Annotated in this window: 21 protein-coding genes and 4 tRNA genes; 11 read left to right on the top strand and 14 right to left on the bottom strand. The window is 60.3% G+C overall.

The features are described 5' to 3' along the window. The first annotated feature begins 50 nt into the window (after positions 1-50). A complete protein-coding gene (locus B6S08_RS13735) occupies positions 51-260 on the top strand; it encodes a cold-shock protein (RefSeq protein WP_014291396.1) in 210 nt (69 codons plus the stop codon). A gap of 67 nt (positions 261-327) precedes the next feature. On the opposite strand, the gene B6S08_RS13740 is transcribed toward B6S08_RS13735, so the two are convergent. Further along, positions 328-1,500 carry an MFS transporter gene (locus B6S08_RS13740; protein WP_094201380.1) on the bottom strand — a complete coding sequence of 391 codons (1,173 nt, stop codon included), beginning with the start codon at positions 1,498-1,500 and terminating at the stop codon, positions 328-330. A gap of 130 nt (positions 1,501-1,630) precedes the next feature. On the opposite strand from B6S08_RS13740, the gene hfq reads away from it, so the two are divergent. Next, complete coding sequence (gene hfq / locus B6S08_RS13745) at positions 1,631-1,999, top strand: RNA chaperone Hfq (RefSeq protein ID WP_094201381.1); 369 nt, start codon at positions 1,631-1,633, stop codon at positions 1,997-1,999. Positions 2,000-2,052: 53 nt separating this feature from the next. Here hfq and dapA read toward each other — a convergent pair whose 3' ends face one another. Next, on the bottom strand, positions 2,053-2,925 hold the full coding sequence (dapA, locus tag B6S08_RS13750) for a 4-hydroxy-tetrahydrodipicolinate synthase (RefSeq protein ID WP_094201382.1): 873 nt from the start codon (positions 2,923-2,925) through the stop codon (positions 2,053-2,055). Between the two features lie 290 nt (positions 2,926-3,215). Here dapA and rsmC point away from each other — a divergent pair, with 290 nt between their 5' ends. From rsmC to B6S08_RS13770, 4 genes are all read left to right on the top strand, one after another. Beyond that, positions 3,216-4,235: a 16S rRNA (guanine(1207)-N(2))-methyltransferase RsmC gene (gene rsmC, locus B6S08_RS13755; RefSeq protein ID WP_094201383.1), complete on the top strand. Its 1,020-nt coding sequence runs from the start codon at positions 3,216-3,218 to the stop codon at positions 4,233-4,235. A gap of 122 nt (positions 4,236-4,357) precedes the next feature. After that, positions 4,358-4,443: transfer RNA gene (locus tag B6S08_RS13760), tRNA-Leu, on the top strand. Between the two features lie 47 nt (positions 4,444-4,490). After that, a tRNA-Leu gene (locus B6S08_RS13765) sits at positions 4,491-4,576 on the top strand. A gap of 71 nt (positions 4,577-4,647) precedes the next feature. Further along, positions 4,648-4,733: transfer RNA gene (locus tag B6S08_RS13770), tRNA-Leu, on the top strand. Positions 4,734-4,828: 95 nt separating this feature from the next. Here B6S08_RS13770 and B6S08_RS13775 read toward each other — a convergent pair. The 4 genes from B6S08_RS13775 to B6S08_RS13790 form a co-directional block, all read right to left on the bottom strand. Next, positions 4,829-5,035 (bottom strand): hypothetical protein, encoded by a 207-nt coding sequence (locus tag B6S08_RS13775; protein ID WP_094201384.1) that lies wholly within the window; start codon positions 5,033-5,035, stop codon positions 4,829-4,831. A gap of 56 nt (positions 5,036-5,091) precedes the next feature. After that, positions 5,092-6,432, bottom strand: a complete 1,341-nt coding sequence (gene rlmD, locus B6S08_RS13780; protein ID WP_094201385.1) for a 23S rRNA (uracil(1939)-C(5))-methyltransferase RlmD — start codon at positions 6,430-6,432, stop codon at positions 5,092-5,094. Positions 6,433-6,520: 88 nt separating this feature from the next. Continuing rightward, on the bottom strand, positions 6,521-7,021 hold the full coding sequence (locus tag B6S08_RS13785; RefSeq protein ID WP_094201386.1) for a pyrimidine dimer DNA glycosylase/endonuclease V: 501 nt from the start codon (positions 7,019-7,021) through the stop codon (positions 6,521-6,523). 132 nt (positions 7,022-7,153) lie between these two features. Then, positions 7,154-7,238 (bottom strand) — tRNA-Leu (locus B6S08_RS13790). Between the two features lie 175 nt (positions 7,239-7,413). Here B6S08_RS13790 and B6S08_RS13795 point away from each other — a divergent pair. Next, the gene (locus B6S08_RS13795; protein ID WP_094201387.1) at positions 7,414-7,905 is read left to right on the top strand and encodes an RDD family protein; all 492 of its coding nucleotides are present in this window, start codon (positions 7,414-7,416) and stop codon (positions 7,903-7,905) included. A 72-nt stretch (positions 7,906-7,977) separates the two neighbouring features. Here B6S08_RS13795 and lptG read toward each other — a convergent pair whose 3' ends face one another. Continuing rightward, a complete protein-coding gene (gene lptG, locus B6S08_RS13800; protein ID WP_094201388.1) occupies positions 7,978-9,048 on the bottom strand; it encodes an LPS export ABC transporter permease LptG in 1,071 nt (356 codons plus the stop codon). Further along, positions 9,048-10,157, bottom strand: a complete 1,110-nt coding sequence (gene lptF / locus B6S08_RS13805; RefSeq protein WP_211284238.1) for an LPS export ABC transporter permease LptF — start codon at positions 10,155-10,157, stop codon at positions 9,048-9,050. The genes lptG and lptF overlap by 1 nt, the downstream gene beginning before the upstream one ends. A gap of 160 nt (positions 10,158-10,317) precedes the next feature. Between lptF and pepA the strand changes: the two genes are divergently transcribed. From pepA to B6S08_RS13820, 3 genes are read left to right on the top strand one after another with little or no spacing between them, the layout of a single operon-like run. Beyond that, on the top strand, positions 10,318-11,829 hold the full coding sequence (gene pepA, locus B6S08_RS13810) for a leucyl aminopeptidase (RefSeq protein ID WP_094201389.1): 1,512 nt from the start codon (positions 10,318-10,320) through the stop codon (positions 11,827-11,829). Position 11,830: 1 nt separating this feature from the next. Next, on the top strand, positions 11,831-12,274 hold the full coding sequence (locus B6S08_RS13815) for a DNA polymerase III subunit chi (RefSeq protein WP_094201390.1): 444 nt from the start codon (positions 11,831-11,833) through the stop codon (positions 12,272-12,274). A gap of 4 nt (positions 12,275-12,278) precedes the next feature. Then, positions 12,279-15,131, top strand: coding sequence for a valine--tRNA ligase (locus B6S08_RS13820; protein ID WP_094201391.1), 2,853 nt, complete (start codon positions 12,279-12,281; stop codon positions 15,129-15,131). Between the two features lie 75 nt (positions 15,132-15,206). On the opposite strand, the gene B6S08_RS13825 is transcribed toward B6S08_RS13820, so the two are convergent. After that, on the bottom strand, positions 15,207-16,505 hold the full coding sequence (locus B6S08_RS13825) for a methyl-accepting chemotaxis protein (RefSeq protein WP_094201392.1): 1,299 nt from the start codon (positions 16,503-16,505) through the stop codon (positions 15,207-15,209). Positions 16,506-16,712: 207 nt separating this feature from the next. Between B6S08_RS13825 and B6S08_RS13830 the strand changes: the two genes are divergently transcribed. After that, complete coding sequence (locus tag B6S08_RS13830) at positions 16,713-17,192, top strand: CAP domain-containing protein (protein ID WP_245849868.1); 480 nt, start codon at positions 16,713-16,715, stop codon at positions 17,190-17,192. A 29-nt stretch (positions 17,193-17,221) separates the two neighbouring features. Here the strand turns inward: B6S08_RS13830 and osmB are convergent, their stop codons facing one another. The 5 genes from osmB to B6S08_RS13855 form a co-directional block, all read right to left on the bottom strand. Then, positions 17,222-17,449, bottom strand: a complete 228-nt coding sequence (gene osmB / locus B6S08_RS13835; RefSeq protein ID WP_094201393.1) for an osmotically-inducible lipoprotein OsmB — start codon at positions 17,447-17,449, stop codon at positions 17,222-17,224. 110 nt (positions 17,450-17,559) lie between these two features. Continuing rightward, positions 17,560-17,961 (bottom strand): hypothetical protein, encoded by a 402-nt coding sequence (locus tag B6S08_RS13840; RefSeq protein ID WP_094201394.1) that lies wholly within the window; start codon positions 17,959-17,961, stop codon positions 17,560-17,562. 29 nt (positions 17,962-17,990) lie between these two features. Further along, entirely contained in the window at positions 17,991-20,255 is a 2,265-nt protein-coding gene (locus tag B6S08_RS13845) for a DUF6351 family protein (protein ID WP_094201395.1), read from the bottom strand. A 69-nt stretch (positions 20,256-20,324) separates the two neighbouring features. Then, on the bottom strand, positions 20,325-20,678 hold the full coding sequence (rraB, locus tag B6S08_RS13850; protein WP_094201396.1) for a ribonuclease E inhibitor RraB: 354 nt from the start codon (positions 20,676-20,678) through the stop codon (positions 20,325-20,327). Continuing rightward, positions 20,675-21,424, bottom strand: coding sequence for a 1-acylglycerol-3-phosphate O-acyltransferase (locus B6S08_RS13855; protein WP_094201397.1), 750 nt, complete (start codon positions 21,422-21,424; stop codon positions 20,675-20,677). Before B6S08_RS13855 ends, rraB begins: the two co-directional genes overlap by 4 nt. Positions 21,425-21,495: the final 71 nt, after the last annotated feature.

The following is a 21,495-nucleotide window of genomic DNA, read 5'->3' on the forward strand; positions in this document are numbered from 1 at the left end:
TGTATTTTTGAAGTCGATTTCTCAAGCAAGATTGTTTACAGGATTTAGGTATGTCTAACACTGTTAAAGGTAAAGTAAAGTTCTTCAATGAAGCCAAAGGTTTCGGTTTCATCGAGCAAGAGCAAGGCCCTGACGTATTCGTACACTTCAGCGCCATCCAGACTCCGGGCTTCAAGACCCTGGCTGAAGGTCAGTCCGTTGAGTTCACCGTAGCCCAAGGCCAGAAAGGTCCTCAGGCTGAGAACGTAGTTCCTCTGTAAGAGTCTGCGTCAAAAAAATTCCAAAGCCGCGCCCAAGGGCGCGGCTTTTTTATGTGCGCATTTTTTCTCAGAACCGGCCCACCGCAAACACCGACAGCCCTTTCAGTACCAAGGCTCCCAGCATCACGCACACCCCCAGGGCAAAGGCGGAATCCACTCCGGCATAGGTCAGTGCCGCCGTCAGCAGGCTGGCCGACAACATCTGCAGCGCCCCCGACAACGCCGCCGCCGATCCGGCCAGATCACGGTAGGGCTCAAGCAGCCGGCTCATGGCATTGGGAAAGGCCATGCCGTTACCCAGCGCCTGAATAAAGACCCCGGCCACCATCAGCCAGGGCTCAAGAGGCATCAGCATGATCCACAGCCCCGCCCCCAACTGAATAAAGGGGCTGATGCGCAGCACCTGTTCAGCCCGAACCCAGAACTGAATACGGTTGTTGATAATGCCGCCAAGCAGCAGCCCCAATGCCGGCAGCAGTGCCCAGCGGCCATATTCCGCCGCACTCATGCCGATTTGATGCTGCATCACATAGGGCAGCACAGAAATCGAGGTCATCATCAGGGCGAACTGGCCCCAGAGCATGCCGCCGTGTCCGAGAAAGTGACGCTCTGTCAGCAATCGGCCATAGCCGGCCAGAATGCGCCCAGGGTGCAGTTCAAGACGTGGCCCTTGATGGGTCTCCCGAAAGCGCGCCAGCAGCACCAGCCACAGCAGGCCGATATAAAGCAGCATGGCGGCAAACACACTTTGCCAACCGTTCAGATCACCCAAGATGCCTCCCAGCGCCGGCGCCACTACCGGGGTAATGGCCGCCGCCATGGCCATGTACGACAATGCATTGCGCAGTGCCGGCCCTTCAAAACTGTCACGCAACATGGCCCGGGACACCACGGCCCCACACCCCGCCCCCAGCCCCTGCAGCAGCCGCCCCGCCAGCAGCCATTCAAAGTTGACGCCGGGCAACAGACACAATCCCACCCCGCCCAGAGACAAGGCCAGGCCTCCCAGCAGCACCGGGCGCCGGCCTCGCGCATCGCTGAGCGGCCCATAGAGCAATTGCACCGGGCCAAAGGCCAGCAGATAGGCGGAGATCAGCCACTGCACCCGCTCCGGATCCTCGGCCAGGGCCTGGCTGATACCGGGCAGAATGGGAAACACCAGCCCGAGGCTGAACTGGCCAATGCTGACAATCAGGCAGGCCAGCACCATGATGGTGGTGCCGGAAACAGAAGAGGGCACTTTGACTCCTTTTGAGAAAATCGTTGCAAATGCCGCCGACAGCGGGCATTTAATTTGCGCTTTGCTTTGACAAGGCGGCCGTTCATTAAGCACAATCAAGGTTGAAAAATAACAAAAAGGACTGACCGACATGACCGCCCCATCATCGAACCCCCAATCGCTGCAACAAGCCTTTTCATTGGGTAACGGGCAGGATGCGGCACTGAACTGGTTGCGCAAGAACCAGACCCACTGCGCCATTTTCCTTACCAATGGTATCAAACTTGAAGGGATGATCAGTGCCTTTGACCAGTACAGCATTCTGCTGTCCGATCCCCGTGGCCAGCAACAGCTGATCTACAAGGCCAAGATTTCCACCATTTCTCCGGCCAGCCGCCGTCCGCCGCGCACCGGCGTTATCATCAACAAGCCCCGTCGCCCGCGCTACGACAACCACCATGATCACCATGGCCAGCGGGACGATCACGCCGGCCACGACAACGGCAGCGACGATCAGTAATACGTCAGCGGGGTTGTTCAGACCAAAAAAATGGCCGCTTGCGCGGCCATTTTTTATATCAGTTCCAGCTCTTCCATCACTCGGCGAATACGCGCCTTGGTATCTTGCTGCAGCGGGACCACCGGAATGCGGCAGTGCTCACTGGCCAGCCCCAGCAAGGACAGGGCATATTTGGGACAGGCCGGGTTGGGCTCGGCAAACAGCACCTGGTGCAGCGGCAGCAGCCGGTCCTGCAGGGCGCGGGCCTCTTCCCACTTGCCGGCCAGGGTCAGCTCCTGCAACTGGGCACACTGTCGGGGAGCCACATTGGCGGTGACCGAAATACAGCCCTGCCCCCCACCCACGTTATAGGATACGGCGGTGCCGTCTTCACCCGACAGCCAGGCAAAGGGCTTTTTAATCAGCTGCCGTTCGGCCCAGGGACGGCTCAGATCGCCGGTGGCGTCCTTCACACCCACAATACGCGGCAGTTCGGCCATGCGCGCCAGGGTAGCGGGCTGAATGTCGACCACGGCACGGGGCGGAATGTTGTACACGATAATCGGCAGTTCGGTGGCGTCGTGCAGCATTTTGAAGTGGGCATACAGACCGTCCTGATTCGGGCGGTTGTAGTAACCGGCCACATGCAGGGTAGCATTGGCACCGGCCTCCTGGGCACAAATGCTGTACTCAATGGCTTCAACCGGGTTGTTGGAGCCGGCGCCGGCAATGACCGGTACTCGACCCGCGGCCTGCTCGGCCACGATTTCGATCACACGGCAGTGCTCATCGTGAGTCAGGGTAGGACTTTCCCCGGTGGTGCCCACCGGCACAAGGCCGTGAGTACCCTCCTCGATGTGCCAGTCAACCAGGCGGCGCAGGGCTGCCTCGTCGAGACGGTCACCGTCAAAGGGGGTAAGCAGGGCAACTAAAGAACCGCGAAACATGGAAACTCCTTCTCCTGAGCAGAGGATTGAATTTTGAATTAAAAAACCCCGGGCGCATGTGCGTAACCGGGGTTTTGACAAAGACGGGTCTGGGCAAGTCAGGCGTCGGTCACGCAGGGAAAAGGGCCGCTTTACGTTTAAGCGGTTTTGCCGGTATGCGTTTGACGATGGACACCATGAATAACACCTGTATGAACCTTGAACTGCATCTTTTGCCAACCACCGGCAAATGTCAAGGGGGGACTCCCCATGTATAATGCGGATTTTGCCAATTAAAGCAGGAACACCACATGTATGAGGCCCTGACCCCGGTCAGCGAAATGCTGAGCCGCAATCTGGACATGCTTTGCCACCAGCCGCTGCTGGTGTGCGGCCTGCTGGAAGACGATCTGCCGGGGCTGCTGGCAGCGCACGGTCCGGCCCCCCGTGTGTTTACCACCGACTTTCGCTATTTTCAGTGGCTGAGCAGCCATAATGACATGCAGCCGGAATTTGGCGCCGCGCCCACGGCCACCCCAGCCGCCGGCCTGCTGCTGCTGATGCCCAAGGCCAAGGCCGAGGCGCACTATCTGCTGGCCGCCTGCCTGCCCCTGCTGCCCCCCGGCGCCCCGGTATTTATTGCCGGTGACAACAAGGGCGGCGTCAAGGCGGCCCCCAAGCTGCTGGCACCCTGGTGTGAACAGGTTAACAAGGTCGACAGCGCTCGTCGCGCCAGCCTCTACCAGGCGGTGCTGAGCCGCCCTGCCCCGGCCTTTGCCGCCGACGACTGGGTCGGCCGCTACCCACTGGAGGAAGAGCACCTGACCGTGTGCACCCTGCCCGGGGTGTTCAGTGCAGACCACCTGGATGCGGGTACTCGGCTGCTGCTGAACAATGCCGGCGCCCTTCACGGCCGAGTGCTGGACTTTGGCTGCGGCGCCGGGGTGATTGGCGCCAGCCTGCTCAAGCGCAATCCCGGCATAGAGCTGGAGCAGATCGACATCAATGCCCTGGCGCTGGCAGCCAGCCGACTGACCCTGGCCGAAAACGGCCTGCAGGCAAAGGTATACCCTTCCGATGGCCTTGGTGAAGTGCAAGGCCACTTTGACTGCATTATCAGCAATCCGCCCTTTCATGCCGGCTTAAAGACCTTTTACGACACCACCGAAACCCTGCTGTGTGACGCCAAACGTTACCTCAAACCCGGTGGCAGCCTACTGCTGGTGGCCAACGCCTTTTTGCCCTACCCGGATCTGATTGAACAGGGCTTTGGCCACTGCGAAACCCTGGCCGCCAACGGCCGCTTCAAAATCTATCGGGCAACAGCCTGAACATGGCAAAACTGACACTTTTTTATACAAACGGCCGGCAAGGCCGTTTTTTTATGTTTTTTCTAAAAAAAGCGTATTGACGACCGGTAAAAAATCTATAGAATTCGCAGTCCTCAGCACGGGCGAGGGTGGCGGAATTGGTAGACGCGCTAGCTTCAGGTGTTAGTGTCCTTCGGACGTGGGGGTTCAAGTCCCCCCCTTCGCACCACTGAGAAAATGACGGCCTCATTTAAAACAGCCGAACAATTTGAGCATGCGAGGGTGGCGGAATTGGTAGACGCGCTAGCTTCAGGTGTTAGTGTCCTTCGGACGTGGGGGTTCAAGTCCCCCCCTTCGCACCAAGCTTAACGGCTTGCGAACGGCTCAAATATCAGCATGGTGGCCCATGTAAAACAGCCGAACAATCAGGTATGCGAGGGTGGCGGAATTGGTAGACGCGCTAGCTTCAGGTGTTAGTGTCCTTCGGACGTGGGGGTTCAAGTCCCCCCCTTCGCACCACGATTGTTGCTTCAGTAATTATTTCTTAATATCTCCCCTGATTTTATTATCTTCTGAAACATCGTTCTGTTTCTCGCACCCTTGCTGTTAGTCGTTCAGGCGTAATCGCTCAGCATCATCCCCAGGGTCATTCCCAGCCCGGCCAGACCACCCACCGGCAACCAGTACCAGTGCCTGCTCACCGACGGCATGGCCAGCACCAGCGCAAACAACGCAAAGCCCGCACTCAGCCACAGGGTGAGTGACGACGCCGGCACCCACCACACCATGGTTAACCACCCCAAAACCAGTAACACCACCATGACCACCTCCTTTATTTAAGGTGATAATAGTTATCAGTTGCGTTACTGGCAAGGGGTTATTTGTGCAATGTGAACAGGGCCACGGTTTCCACATGCATGGTATGGGGGAACATGTCCACCGGAGTGGCTTCGGCCAGGGTAAAACCATGTTCCCTCAGCCAGGCCCCATCCCGCGCCAGGCTTTTGGGGTTGCACGACACATACACCAGCCGCGCCGGACGCATCTGCGCCAAGGTGTTGAGCAGCACCTGATCACAGCCCTTGCGCGGCGGATCCACCACCACCACATCGGCGCCGGTTCCCTGTGCATAAAGCGCCGGCACCAGCTGCTCGGCGGCCCCGCAGTGAAAGCTGACATTGTCGATGTCATTGCGCGCGGCATTGCGCTCGGCATCGGCCACCGCCTCGGGCACGATCTCGATGCCGTGCACATGTGCGGCATGGGGCGCCAGAAACAGGCTGATGGTGCCGATGCCGCTGTAGAGATCAAACACGGTTTCGCTGCCGGACAGCGCCGCCAGCCGCACCGCTTCCCGGTACAGGGTTTCGGTCTGGCGCGGATTGATCTGGTAAAACGACAACGCCGAAATATCGAAATCCAGCTCGCCGAGACGATCGCTGATGGTCTCTTTGCCCCACAGGGTGCGTACCTGCTCGCTCAGTATGCGGTTGCCGGCGGCATCGTTCAGGCACAGCTGAATGCTGGCCATGCGCGGAACCTGAGCAAGCTGCTCAACCAGCGCCGTCAGCGCCTTCGCTGCCGGCTCTTCCGCCACCACCAGCACCACCATCAGCTCACCGCTGTGCACGCCGTCCCGCACCATCACATAACGCACACAGCCACTGTGATGGGCTTCATTAAAGGCCGGCACCGCCAAATCCCGCATCCACTGATGCACCAGGGCGGTAATCTCGGCGGTTACCGGTGCCTGCACCCGGCACTGATCCACTTCCACCAGCCGGTGACTGTGCTTGGCGTAAAAGCCGATGGTCGGACCGGGCTGCACCGCATATTGCGCCTTGTTGCGGTAATGAAAGGGCTCGCTCATGCCCAGGGTCTCCCCCACCGGGCAGGTCAGCCCCTGCTCCTGCAGCGCACCGAGCAGCAGCTCCCGCTTGAGCTCGCGCTGAGTGGCGTAGTCCATCACCCTGAGCTGGCAGCCTCCGCACTCGGTGTGCGGGCAAAAGTCGGCGCGCCGCCCCGGCGCCGGGGTCAGTACGCGCCTGATCTCGGCCTGGGCGTAACGGGGTTTGGCCAGGGTGACCCTTGCCTCCACCTCGTCGCCGGGCAGGGCACCGGCCACGTAAACGGGTCTGCCGTCATGGGTTGCAATGCCATCCCCCTTGTCGGTAAGGCTGTGAACGGAAAGGGTAAGCAACTGGCCGGTCTTGAACATGATATGCACTCTGGTAACTACGAAAACCGGCCGACGCCGGACAGCGGGCAATTTTACCCGAGCCGCCGCTCGTGCAACAGCCCGCCGGTTACCAATACCGATTCACCCTGGCTTGGCCATCTGCCATCTGCACCCAGTGGGGAATGTCCCGCCGGGTCCAGCGGGCAAATTTCATCTTTTCGCCCAGATAGAAGTTGCGATAGGCCTGTACCGCATCATTGGGAACCTTGTACTGATCCGGCATGGCCTGAGCAAATTCGGTCAGGCCAATGGCCGGATATTTCAATTGCTGTATTTGCGCCAGCACCGGCATCGACTTGTGATCCTGCTCTTTGCGGTAGCGATAGCGGTATTCGGCATTCAGCGCAAGAGTGAGCTGGCTCAGCCACTGAAAATTGTCGTACGATGCTTCAACCCAGAGCACGCTGGGGTGCTTCACATGGGTGGACTTATAGGGAGTCTCAAAGCCTTTCTTGTTGAGGGCCGTGCACAGGATTTGCACGCTTTCCAGTATCATCTTGACCACATGCTGATCGCAGTGATACCGGGCGCAGCGCTCTATGTCATTGTCCAGGATGAAAATATTCACAAGTATGGTCCCGCTTGAACACAAAACCATTGTGAGAGCGAAGGGCCGGTGGTGCAACGCTTGATAGCACGAGGTGGTCAGCAAAAGCGGAAAAACGGGCACAAAAAAACCCGATGATATCGGGTTATTTGTTGGTAGCAGTGGCCGGACTCGAACCGGCACGCCCGAAGGCAAGTGATTTTGAATCACTCATGTCTACCAATTCCATCACACTGCCACCGGTAGACTCACCATGAGTGAGCGGTTGCATTATACCCGTCCCCCTTCGCCCCGCAACCGGATTGTGCACCGGCCGGTGTCGAGTGAGCATTATTTGTGCGCCACGCTTTGGCTTTTCCACGCCGCCGCTTTTGCTAGAATGCCCACCTTGATTCATCAAAGGAACATGACTGGTGGCTTCTTCTTATGCGGGTTTGCCCCGGGCGGGGGTGATGCGTCGCCTGGGTGCCTGGCTGTACGATTTTCTGGTAGTGGTGGCGCTGTTGATGGTGGCGGGGTTTATCTGTTTCGGGCTTACCGCCCTGGCGCTGCACCTGGGCTGGATTGGCCTGGGTGAGCACGAAGATACCGCCGCCCTGCTGAGCGCCAGCCGCGGCTATCAGCTGATTTTGCTGGGAGTGGTGCTGGGCTTTTACTGCTGGTTCTGGCGCACCAGCGGCCAGACCCTGGGCATGCGTGCATGGCGCCTCAGGGTGCAGAATACCGACGGCTCACGGTTGCGCCTGGGCCAGTGTCTGGTACGCGCCGTCACGGCGCTGCTGGGTCTGGGCAATTTCTGGGTGTGGCTGAATCCGGGCAGTAAACTGGCACTGCAGGACAAGCTCGCCCACTGTGAGACGGTGGTGCTCACCAAGGAGCAGAACAAGGAACTGCTGAGCCGCTGATGTTGTGAGGGGTGAAGGGTAAGGGGTGAGGAGCAAAAACACGCCTCTCCCCTGCCTCCTCACCCCTCACTTTTAAGCCCGGCGGTTAAGCAGAAACAGCGCCACACCGATAAACAGCAGGCTGGGGCCCAGTGCGCCCAGCACCGGCGGCACTTCATAGACCAGGCTGATGGGGCCAAACACCTCGTTGGCCACATAAAAGCCAAAGCCGAACAGAATGCCCATCAGCAGCCTGGCCCCCATGGTCACGCTGCGCAGGGCGCCGAACACAAAGGAAGAGGCCAGCAACATCATGGCCACCACCATCACCGGCTGCAACGCCTTGCGCCAGAATGCCAGCTCATAGAGGCTGCCGTCCTGACCGTTGTCTTCCAGGTAGTCCTGATATTCCCACAACCCTCGCATCGACAGCTCGTCGGGCTCTATCGCCACCACGCCCAGTTTGTCGGGGGTCAGGGTAGTTTGCCAGCGCCGGCTGGCCTGCTGCTCGGTGAGGACCGACTCACCGTGGTTGAAGATGGTGTCGGTCAGGTTAAGCAGGGTCCATTCACCGTTTTGATAGTCGGCGGTGGCGGCCTGGGTAATGCGCTGCAGGCGCAGGTCATCGTCGAAATAATACAGGGTAATGTTGCTCAGGGTACCATCGCGCCGGGCCTGGCCAATATTGATATAGGCCTCGCTGTCCCGGGCCCAGACACCGTTCACCGACAACACCACCTGGCCGTCGGAGCGTGCCTGGGTACGCAGGTCGTCCGCCGCCAGCTTGGTGGCCGGGGCCAGGTATTCACCGATAAGCATGATCACCAGCATCATAGGTACCGCGGTTTTCAGGGCACTGGTGACGATGTTGAAACGGGAATTGCCTGCCGCCTGCATCACCACCAGTTCGCTGGAACTGGCCAGCTGGCCCAGGCCGATCAGCCCGCCCAGCAGGGCGGCGATGGGAAAGAACAGCACAATTTCCTTGGGCATGGACAACAGCACATAGTAGAAGGCGGAAAGCAGGGTATAACTGCCCTCACCCACGCTGCGTAACTGCTCCACGTAACGAATAATGGCCGACAGGCCCACTAGCAAAAACTCACACAACAGCATGGCCATCAACACGGTGCGGCCAATGTAACGATCGAGAATATTGAACATCAGGCAGCCTTGCTCCGTGTGAGTTTTTCCCGCGTGCGGTTCCACCAGGCGGTTTCCGCCAGATTAAGGGGAACCGCCACCAGCAGCAGAAACGCCAGCGGTACCGTATAGAGGCCGGGCGTCGGCGGCAGACTGCCCCCCTCCATCGCCGAACGAGACGCACTTTGCAGCAGAAAGTAAGCCAGATACAGCAGAATGGCCGGCAGCAGCTTGGCATAGCGCCCCTGGCGGGGATTGACCACCGCCAGCGGCACCACCACCAGGGTCAGTACCAGCATCGATAGCGGCAGCGCCAGCCGCCATTGCAGCTCGGCGCGCTGAGGCAACTCTTCCATGCCCAGCAAGGCAAGGCTGGGCATGGCCTCAATCCGGCTTTGCACCGCTTCCACCTCAGAAGGCCGAATATAGGCGCTGTATTCATCAAACTCGGCCACGTCGAACTCCCGGTTGCCAGGGGTACCGCTATAGCGATAGCCCTGTTCCAGGGTCAGCCACTGGCCGTCATCCCGCTCGTGCAGGCGGCCGCCGTCGGCCACCACTATGGCCGGGGCGCGCTGGGCCTGCCCCTGCTGCACCACAAACAGCCGGTTAAGCCGGTTGCCTTCCTCACCTTCTTCCAGCTCTTCCACATATCCCACGATACGGCCGCCATCCAGGCTCATGAAGCGGGCCTCGCGCAACACCGCAAAACCCGGATCGGCCTTGACCTCTTCCCGCAGCTGATAGACCTGAGTCTTGGCCCAGGGGTTGAGCCAGAGCGAATTGAACAGCGCCACCGCCGTCCACAGCAGGGCCAGTACCAGGGTAGCGCGCATGATGCTGCGAGGGCCCATGCCCACCGCCTTCATCACCGTCATCTCGCTTTCGGCGTAAAGCCGGCCATGGGCGAACAGAATGCCGATAAACAGGCTGACCGGCAGCATCAGGGTGGCCATCTCCGGCAGGTTAAGCAGCAGCAGCCTGCCCACCAGCGCGCCGGGAATCTCACCGCTGGCAGCCTTGCCCAACACGTCGATAAAATTCTGGCTGATAAAGATGAGCAAGAGCACAAACAGCACGGCCAGCTGAGTCTTCAGGGTTTCCCGAAACAAATAGCGGAATGCAATCACCGTTAATCCCAGTGTAAACTTGTCTTTTTTAATGGAAACGCTTAACAATAAGCGTAAAATCACGATTTTCGCATATTAACTGTGCGAAATCCGGCGCCTTCAGCGATGCCCGTCATTATCGTTCATTCGGCGCCCATTGTCTTCAGGCTCAGGAGAATCCATGGAGTTCAGTGTAAAAAGCGGTAGTCCCGAGAAACAGCGCAGTGCCTGCATAGTAGTGGGCGTATTTGAACCGCGCCGGCTGTCGCCGGTGGCCGAGCAGCTCGACAAGGTCAGCGACGGCTACCTCAGCTCGCTGCTGCGCCGCGGCGATCTGGAAGGCAAGGCCGGCCAGACCCTGCTGCTGCATCAGGTACCCGGCGTACTGGGCGAACGGGTGCTGCTGGTGGGATGCGGCAAGGAGCGTGAGCTCGACGAACGCCAGTATAAGCAGATCATTCGCAAGACCATCAGCACCCTGAACGAGACCGGCTCCATGGAAGCGGTGTGCTTTCTGACCGAGCTGCACGTCAAAGGCCGCGACACCTACTGGAAGGTGCGCCAGGCGGTAGAAACCACTCTCGCCAGCCTGTACAGCTTCGATCAGTTTAAGACCAACAAGGCCGAACCACGCCGCCCGCTGCGCAAGCTGGTGTTCAACGTGCCCACGCGACGAGAGCTGACCATAGGCGAACGTGCCATTGCCCACGGCCAGGCCGTGGCCAGGGGCGTGCGCGTATGCCGCGACGTGGCCAACATGCCGCCCAATGTGTGCAACCCGGCCTACCTGGCCTCTCAGGCGCGCCAGCTGGCCGACGCCTGGGACAATATCAGCACCCGGGTGATCGGCGAGGAAGAAATGGCCGAACTGGGTATGAACGCCTACCTGGCGGTGGCCCGGGGCTCCCATAACGAAGCCATGATGTCGGTGATCGAATACAAGGGGCACCCTGACCCCAGCGCCCGCCCCATAGCCCTGGTGGGCAAGGGGCTTACCTTTGACGCCGGCGGCATTTCGCTCAAGCCGGCCGAAGGCATGGACGAAATGAAATACGACATGGGCGGCGCCGCCTCGGTGCTGGGCACCATGCACGCCCTGGCCGAACTGCAGCTGCCGGTGAACGTGGTGGCGATACTGGCCGGCTGTGAAAACATGCCCGACGGCAACGCCTATCGCCCCGGCGACATTCTCACCACCATGTCCGGCCAAACCGTGGAAGTGCTCAACACCGACGCCGAAGGCCGGCTGGTGCTGTGCGACGCCCTCACCTTTGTGGAACGTTTTGAGCCGGAAGCGGTGATCGACGTGGCCACCCTCACCGGGGCCTGCATCATCGCTCTTGGGCACCACACCTCAGGACTGCTGGCCAACCACAACCCCCTGGCCCACGAGCTGCTCAATGCCTCCGATCAAGCCGGTGACAGAGCCTGGCGCCTGCCCATGAGCGATGAATACCAGGAGCAGCTGGAAAGCCCCTTTGCCGACATGGCCAACATCGGCGGCCGGCCGGCGGGCACCATTACCGCCGCCTGCTTCCTGAGCCGGTTCACCAAGAAATACAACTGGGCCCACCTGGATGTAGCCGGCACCGCCTGGCAAAGCGGCAAGCAAAAGGGCGCCACAGGCCGTCCGGTGCCCCTGCTGACCCAGTTTCTGCTGAACCGCGCCGGCGCCCTGAACGTCGAAGAATAAAATGAGCACCGGCTGTTTTCACCTGTTGCCCAACGACGACGCCGGCCTGCTGGAGCAGTGGGTGTGCCAGTTGGCCACCGACTGCTACCGCCAGGGCCTGGGAGTGTTTATTCACACCACAGATCAGGCCCAGGCCGAAGCCATTGACGAGCGCCTGTGGCAACAGGAAGCCGACAGCTTTGTGGCTCACAACCTGCAGGGCGAAGGCCCGCGCCAGGGCGCACCCGTGGTGATTGGCTGGCAACCGCCCCAGGGCGGCCGTGCCGTGCTGATCAACCTGGCGCCCGAGGCCCCCGCCTTTGCCCGCCGCTTTGGTCAGCTGCACGACTTTGTGCCGGCCTCCGACCCCGGAAAACAGCAGGCTCGGGAGCGCTTCAAGGCCTACCGTCAGGCCGGCTTTGAGCTGACCACCAAGCCGGTACCACTTCCAACTCAAGATGTATAACACCATGGAAAAGACTTTTAATCCCAACGCCATCGAGCAGGCCCTGTACCAGCAATGGGAAAACAAGGGCTACTTCAAGCCCCATGGCGACACCAGCAAAGATGCCTACAGCATCATGATTCCGCCCCCCAATGTCACCGGCAGCCTGCACATGGGGCACGCCTTTCAGGACTCCATCATGGACACCCTGATCCGTTACCAGCGCATGCAGGGCAAAAACACCCTGTGGCAGGTGGGCACCGACCACGCCGGCATCGCCACCCAGATGGTGGTGGAGCGCAAGATTGCCGCCGAGGAAGGCAAGACCCGCCACGACTATGGCCGTGACGCCTTTATCGACAAGATCTGGGACTGGAAAAAGGAATCCGGCGGCACCATCACCCAGCAGTTGCGTCGCCTGGGCGCCTCGGTGGACTGGGACCGTGAGCGCTTTACCATGGATGACGGCCTGTCCAACGCGGTCAAGGAAGTGTTCGTGCGTCTGTATGAAGACGACCTCATCTACCGTGGCAAGCGCCTGGTGAACTGGGATCCCAAGCTGCACACCGCCATCTCCGATCTGGAAGTGGAAAACAAGGACAAGAAGGGCCACATGTGGCACTTCCGCTATCCCCTCGCCGACGGCGTCAAGACCGCCGATGGCAAGGACTACCTGGTGGTGGCTACCACCCGCCCGGAAACCATGCTGGGCGACACCGCGGTGGCGGTGAATCCGGAAGATCCCCGCTACAAGGATCTGATCGGCAAGGACATTATCCTACCCATCGTCAACCGCCGCATTCCCATCGTGGGCGACGATCACGCCGACATGGAAAAGGGCACCGGCTGCGTGAAGATCACCCCGGCCCACGACTTCAACGACTATGAGGTGGGCAAGCGTCATCAGTTGCCGATGATCAACGTGCTCACCTTTGACGCCGCCATTCGCAACGAAGCCGAGGTATTTACCACCACCGGCGAGCCGAGCGACGTCTACAGCCCCGAGCTACCCGCCGCCTATCAGGGTCTGGACCGCTTTGAAGCCCGCACCGCCGTGGTGGCCGAGCTGGAAACCCTTGGGCTGCTCGACAGCATCAAGGATCACGATCTCACCGTGCCCTACGGTGATCGTGGCGGCGTGGTGATCGAACCCATGCTCACCGACCAGTGGTACGTGCGGGCCGCGCCCCTGGCCAAGGTAGCCACCGAGGCGGTAGAAAACGGTGACATTCAGTTCGTACCCAAGCAGTACGAAAACATGTATTTCTCCTGGATGCGCGATATTCAGGACTGGTGTATCTCCCGCCAGCTGTGGTGGGGACACCGCATTCCCGCCTGGTACGACGAGTCCGGCAAGGTCTATGTGGGCCGGGACGAGGCCGAAGTGCGCGCCACCCACAACCTGGGTGATGATATGGTGCTGAGCCAGGACGACGACGTGCTCGACACCTGGTTCAGCTCGGCGCTGTGGACCTTCTCCACCCTGGGCTGGCCGGACAAGACCCCGGAGCTGGCCACCTTCCATCCGTCCAGCGTGCTGGTCACCGGCTTTGACATCATCTTCTTCTGGGTGGCGCGCATGATCATGATGACCATGCACTTCATCAAGGACGAAAACGGCAAGCCCCAGGTACCCTTCAAGACCGTTTACGTCACCGGCCTGATTCGCGACGAGAACGGCGACAAGATGTCCAAGTCCAAGGGCAACGTGCTCGATCCCCTCGACATGATCGACGGCATAGACCTGGAGTCCCTGGTCACCAAGCGCACCGGTAACATGATGCAGCCCCAGCTGGCCGCCAAGATCGAAAAGCGCACCCGCAAGGAATTCGCCGACGGCATCGAGGCCCACGGCACCGACGCCCTGCGCTTTACCCTGTGCGCCATGGCGTCCACCGGCCGTGACATCAACTGGGACATGAAGCGCCTGGACGGTTACCGCAACTTCTGCAACAAGCTGTGGAACGCGTCACGCTACGTGCTGATGAACACCGAAGAGCAGGACTGCGGCCAGAACGGCGGCGAACTGCAATACTCCCTGGCGGATCGCTGGATTCGCGCCCAGCTGCAGGCCACCATAACCGACGTGCGCAGCGCCCTCGACGGTTACCGCTTTGACCGCGCCGCCAGCGCCCTGTACGAGTTTATCTGGAACCAGTTCTGCGACTGGTATCTGGAGCTCACCAAGCCGGTGCTGTGGCACGGCTCCGAGGCCGAGCAGCGCGCCACCCGCAAGACCCTGATCGAGGTGCTGGAAACCCTGCTGCGTCTGGCCCATCCGATCATGCCCTACATCACCGAGGAGATCTGGCAGCGGGTTGCCCCCTTGGCCGGTCGCGGTGGCGACAGCATCATGCTGGCCGCCTACCCGGAGGTGAATGCCGCCGAGCAGGACGAGCAAGCCATGGCCGATCTGGAGTGGGTGAAGCGTTTTATCGTGTCCATTCGCAACCTGCGCGCCGAGATGAACATTCCCCCGGGCCAGGCCCTGAGCGTGCTGCTGCGCCCCGCCGGGGATGACGCCCGCCGTGCCACCGACAACGATGCCTTCCTCAAGGCCATGGCCAAGCTGGAGTCCATCACCCTGCTGGCCGCCGACGAGGAAGCGCCGGTGTCCACCAAGCAGTTGATCGGCGACACCGAGCTGCTGCTGCCCATGGCCGGCCTGATCGACAAGGACGCCGAGCTGGCGCGCCTGCAAAAGGAGCTGGGCAAGGTACAGGGCGAGATCAAGCGTCTGGAAGGCAAGCTCAACAACCAGGGCTTTGTGGCCAAGGCCCCCGCCGACGTGGTGGCCAAGGAGCAGGAAAAACTGGCCGACTACCAGGCCACCCTGGCCAAGCTGCAACAGCAGCAGGAACAGATCGCCAGCCTGTGATCATGGCAACCATGCCCTAATGTAAAAGCCCCGGCCGTGGCCGGGGCTTTTTTTATGAGGTTTTTCCGCCCGGGATCAGGACAACACCGCCACCGTCTGTTGCACCGCCAACGCGCCCTGGTGGATCTCATGCATAAAGCTTTCCACCTCCTGGGCCTGCTGCTTGCCCTGCTCTGCCACCCCACTGACCTCCAGGATGGCCTCGGACACCTGGGCGGTCAGCTCCCGGTTTTGTTGCACCACCTGGGCGATTTCCGCCGTGGCCCGGCTGGTGCGGCCCGCCAACTGGCGTACCTCGTCGGCCACCACCGCAAAGCCCCGCCCCTGCTCGCCGGCCCGGGCCGCCTCTATGGCCGCATTCAACGCCAACAGGTTGGTCTGATCCGCCACGCTGCTGATAGTGGCCACTATGTCCTCGATATTGCGCGCCTGTTCATTGAGCCGGCTGATGATCCCCATGGCCTGCTCCAGATCCTGGGACACGCGGGTGGAGAGGTGCACCGAGGTCTGCAGGGTATTACTGCCCTGCTCCACTATGTTGGAGGTCTTCACCGCAATCTCGCAGGCCTGCTCCGAAGCCTGTTGATTGCGGCGGGACTGCAGTACTCGCCGAGTGATGTCGCTGGCGAACTTGACCACCCGTTCGACCCGCCCCTGCTCATCCAGAATGGGGTTGTAGGTGGCCTCCAGCCAGATCTCCTCACCGCTGGCGTTGACCCGCTTGAAGCGACCCGACTTGTGCTCACAGGCCGCCAGCTCCTGCCAGAAATGAGGGTGATCCCGGTAGAAGTCCTCATCGCAAAACAGACGATGATGCTGACCCACCACCTGCTCGAGATGATAGCCCATCAACGACAGAAAGTTGTCGTTGGCGCTGAGGACGGTGCCATCCACCTTGAACTCGATCACCGCCATGGATCTGTCCAGCGCCGTCAGTACCGCCTGCTGCCGAATCAACTGATGCTGCTTTTCGGTAATGTCACTGGCGATCTTCAGAATTTTCAGCACCCGCCCCGTTTCATCCTGTACCGGAAAGTAGGTTGCCTGAAGCCAGATTTTACGGCCATCATGGGTTATCCGCGGGAACGTGCCCTGCTGGTGTTCTCCTGCCCGCAGGCGCTGCCAGAACGTCTGATATTCCGGTGATGCGACCAGCCCAGGTTCACAGAACATCTGATGATGTTTGCCTTTCACCTGCTCCAGGGTATAGCCCACCACCTTCAAAAAATCCTCATTGACATTAAGCACCTCGCCATCTGGCGTGAACTCAATGACGGCCACATGAGCCCGAATGGCCCGCAGTAAAGCGCTAAAATGCTGATTTTGCTCTTTGTACTGCAGCAGTTCCTGCTTTAGCTTTCCATTGCTGAACATGGGCACTCTCCCCCGAGACCAATATATCGATATATCGAAAGGTGGCATCTTGCAGACTCATATCAATCCTTTTGTTTCCGAGTTTACAGGATAGAACAAAACCCGATAGCCCATCCTCCATAACGTTTCATTTGACGCACGTCCTCGGCCGCTGGAACTTTATTCCGCTGGCACTTACCCTGATAACTTGAGACGGGAGTAAGTACCATGGGTTATCTGAAGTATGGCTGGTGTTGGCTACTGTTGACCGTCAGTATGCCGGGGCTGCCCAACAACATGAAACAGGCCCTGCTGGACGCCCACAACAGAGCCCGGGCCGAGGTGGGTGCTGGTTCGCTGGCATGGTCGTCCCGGGCCGAACAACAGGCAGCGGGTTGGGCACAAGTGCTGAGCCGGCGCTGCGATATTGAGCACAGCCGGGGTTCGGGCTTTGGCGAAAACCTGTTTATGGGCACGCTGGGGTTTTACGATGAGCTGGACGGGGTGCAAAGCTGGAAGGATGAACAGCGCCATTATTCCGGACAGCCCCTGAGCCGCGAGCTGGTGCCGCTGGTGGGCCACTACACCCAGATGGTCTGGCCCGATACTCGAGAGCTGGGTTGTGCCACCGCCACCTGCAACAACATGATGATACTGGTATGCAATTACTATCCGCCAGGCAACTACCTGGGGGAAAGCGCCTGGTAAATGGGGCCGACTGGCCCCTTTACTTCGGATTAATCATCGTCGTCGGTATCCACTTGGTTACCGATCACTCCGCCCACCACGGCCCCGCCCAGGGTTCCCATGGTGCTGCCGCCGGTCAGTACCGAGCCGCCCACGGCGCCGGCACCGGCGCCAATGGCGGTATTGCGATCCCGCTGGGACATATTGCTGCAGCCCGCCAGCCCCAGCAACAGCACGGTCGCCAGTGTGGCCGCCTTCATTTTGCCATCGATCATCATGGTACTTTACCTCTGTAGGTTAGGGTCACTGTCCTCACTTTCAGTGTAAGCGCTGAACGCTCCCCTTTCATGATGACACTCCGGCCGTATGCTGAAGGTTGTCGCAGCAGTCAGAGGGCCAGCCACAACAACCGCACCACAACCACGTTGGCCATGCTGACCAGCAGTAGAAAACCGACATAGGTCATCACCAGATAACGAAAATAGTTATGCCGGCTGTGCCGTACCAGGCCCAGCTCCTCCTGGTGGGCCCGGTGAGCCTGGGCGATCTTGGCAAACAACGTCAGCTCAAAGTGCATCAGCGCCAGGCTGATCAGGCTCAGCACGGTGCCGAGCAATGGCGCTATCAGTATCCAGCCCTTGAGCACCTGGGTGATTTCGGGCTTGAGGTAAGGCACGGCGCCCAGCAACACCACGGCCACGGTAATGCGAAACAGCTTTTGCCAGATGTGGTCGTGGCGGTACTTGTACTCGTCCCACAACTGCATGTGGGGATCCGGCGGTGGATACATGGCGGCGCTCCCGGCAACGATTTGCGCCACTATAGCATGGCCTTGAGTCCCATCTCTTCATTGCCGGGGCGTCCCTGATCGCCCTGGGTGAAGTCACAGACCCCGTCGGGAAAGACCGTCTGCAACATGGTCAGGTGCGGGCGCAAGTCGAGACCGCCATACAAACCCCGCTCCACGGCGGCGCTAACCGGGATCAGGGCACACTGGAACACCTCGCCGGTGAGCGGGGCACCGGCCACGTTGCGGGGCGAACGATAGGCCGGGTAACGCTGCAGACAGGCGCCCATGTCGGCATCACCGCGCCAGGGGCCATTCCATACGCCATCGCCCGCGGCGATCAGCTCACCGGTGTCGGTCCAGCAGGCATCCTGGGCACTGGCGGGGCGCTGGCCGCTGGTAAGCCATTCATCCAGCACCTCAAAGGCCCGATCGCTGGGGTTGTAGGGTTTGCCGCTTTGCCAGATCACCATGTTGTCAACATTGCCCCTGGCCGCCTTCATGCGCAGCCACACCGACTGGCTGGCATAGGAGTGATGCATGTCGAGCTCGGGATCCAGGTAATGGCGCAGATCGATCACCGGAATGTTGATATTGCCCAGGAACACGTGGCCGGAGCGGTAGGCGGCGGCAATGGCGTCGTGATTGCCCCGGCTGCGCGGAGCGGTTTTCACCAGATCGGCCCGGTTGCGCTCAAACACCCACAGCGGCACCGGGCTGCCGGGGGTTTTCTGCATGTTGTGATCGCTCCAGATGGATACCCCGGACAGGCTGTCGTCGCCGGTCAGCACCCACAGCCTTTCCTGCACCATCTGCACCGGCGGTTTCCAGCTGCCGATATTGGCATTGAGGTGAAAGAATTCGGCAAACGAGATGTCCCCCTGTTTCAGGGCCTCCAGGCCATACTGCACCCCGGTGTTGTCGTGGGTTCGGTTGGCATAGCCGTTTTCATCCACCCCGTATACATGGCCCAGATCGTGCCAGTGGCTGAAGCGTTCCCTGGCCACCACCGCCGGCGCATAGTAATGGGTCCGATGGGAGTAATGAGGGTTGTTGGTCAACGGCGCCAGCCCGCGCCAGCTTTTGGAGCACTCGGTCGCCCCCGGTGGCAGCCCGGGCAGGCGTAGTCCCAGCCCGGCCATGCGCGCCCAGCGGTAATACTTCTTGAACTCGTGTTCCACCTCGCTGCTGGCCGCCACGCCCATCACCAGGCCACGGTTTTCCTGCACCCGCCAACGCTTGTTCTCCCGGGCGGTTACGTCGAAGTAATACTCAAACAGTTCGCAGTCCAGCGCCCAGATGCTCTGGGTGATCATGTCCGGGTAGCTGTACTGGGGAATGAGGGCGTCGAGCAGGCCGGGCTTGTTCTGGGCAAACAGGTATTGCTGCACGGCGCCACCGGAGCCGCCAATGCCCACGGTGTAATCGGGCCGGCCATAACGGGCCACAAACTGCGCCTTGACCATTTCGGCGGTATTGGCCGCCAGCCACATGTTGTAGTGGTTACTGGTGACGTTGCCACTGGAGCCGGCCATGGCATAACCCTGGGCCAGCTGGGTGATCAGCCGGCTGCCCACCCGCCCCAGGCTCATCTTGCCCTGGCGCTTGCCGATGCCGACCCCGCCCTTGAAGTGGAAAATAAGCTTGTTGTTCCAGTAGGGGCTGTGGGTGTCGGTCACCGGCGCGCTGGGGTCCGCCAGCATGGCGAGCACATACACGAAGCGGTTGATGGTGCCCTGCTCTACCCTGAGCACAAAGGGAATGCGCTCGCCATTGTGCTCTATCCAGTCCATGTTCTCCGGGTAATCACCTTCGGGCAATAACCGGAAATCATTCTTGTCCTTGACCCGGTAGTAGTAGTCGAGACGGGTATTAAGCAAACAGTCTTTGCTGTGGCCCAGCAGCTTTTGCGTGTTCTTGACGCCGTTTTCCTCGGCGTACACCGGCGTGCCGATGCCCTCCTGATTATCTACCAGCGGCTGGCCCAGGCCCGATTCTTCGGTATTGCAGGAAAACGGATATTGCAGCGGGCCGAGGGAAGTATCGATGGGGCCGGTTTCACCGGGCTGCACCGGAAAGTCAAAGGCGGCAAGATCGAGCTGCACCAGTGAGGCATGGGGGCCGGCATAAGGCGGCCGCGGGTGAGCGGGATCATAGCCCGGGGGCAGCGCTTCAACGACCACCTCGGGCGGATCCGGCAACAGGTGCCGGCCCAGACGGGCCTGAAGCTCGCTGCAGCCGGAAAGGAAAATCAGAACAGGCAGGAATAACAACAGGGGGGGGCGACTACGGAACATGGTACTCTCCTTGATCCATGCATATATGGATCAAGCTTAGCCGAGCCCGTCAGCCCCCGCCCGCCGTTGTTATTCTTCGGCTTCCTCGAAGTAGGTGCCCCAGCCATCGTAATCGATGCCGTATTTCTCGGCGATGGGCAGCAGCTCGGCCACCTGCTGCATGATCTGCTCCTCGTCCAGGGCGCTGTCGGCCACGGCGTCAAAGCACAGCAGGGTCTGGCCCCGCTCCAGGGTCAGCTCCTCGGCGTCGGTCACTTCGTAGCCGGCCTTGAAACAGTCCACTGCCGCCTTTTCCAGTTTGGCAAAATTCTGGCCGGAAAAATGGTGCTCTATGATGTATTCGGCGTCGGGATTGCTGCCGTCGCTCAGCAGGGATTCGATGATCTCGCGGGTTTCCGCACGCCAGTCGTTGGCTTGGCTCATGATTCGGCTCCGGGTTGAGTCAGTGTTTCGGGGCGGCGGGCCTGCCGGTCCAGCTCAATGATACGATCGGCAATCTGCTTGCGGCAATGCTTGAGCAGATCCCGCATCTGGGCGGGCTCCCAGGCGCTGACATCCACCGGCGGCATGATGTCGATCAGCACCTCGCCGTTGTCCCAACGGTTGAGATCCACCTGGCCAAAATAGCTGGAGCAGGCAATGGGCACCAGCGGCACCTGAGCCTGCAGGGCAATGTGAAAGGCGCCGGTCTTGAACGGCAGCAGCCCCTTGCCCTTGCTGCGGGTGCCTTCCGGAAACATCCAGATTGACAGCCGGTTGTGGCGCACCTTGTCCACTACCTTGCCGATGGTGCTGGCGGCCTTGGCCTTGTTTTCACGGTTGATCAGCAGGTTGCCACTGAGCCAGAACAGCTGGCCAAACAGGGGAATCCAGAACAGGCTGTTCTTGCCGATGGCCACGGTACGGGGCATGACCACCCCCGGATGGGTAATGATATCCCAGTTGGTCTGGTGATTGGCGATATAGATGGCGGACTCAAGCCCCTTCACATTTTCACGCCCGCGAATGCGCACCTTGAGCCCGATAATCGGGCAGGCCAGATGAAACAGGCGACCGAGCAGATGCACGTTGTTCGGGTGGCGGGGGCGCACCAGGCACACCAGGGTACCGAGCACAAACACAACGACCATGGCCAGGCCCAGCAACAGTATCCGCAACAGCTTTAACATGAACTTTCCTCGCAATTTGAGACACGGCAGTATACTGACCGCCCCTCAAGGGAACAAGGCCGGAGGACTCA

Origin of the sequence: Oceanimonas doudoroffii (assembly GCF_002242685.1) — a bacterium.
In the GTDB taxonomy this organism is placed as follows: Bacteria; Pseudomonadota; Gammaproteobacteria; order Enterobacterales; family Aeromonadaceae; genus Oceanimonas; species Oceanimonas doudoroffii.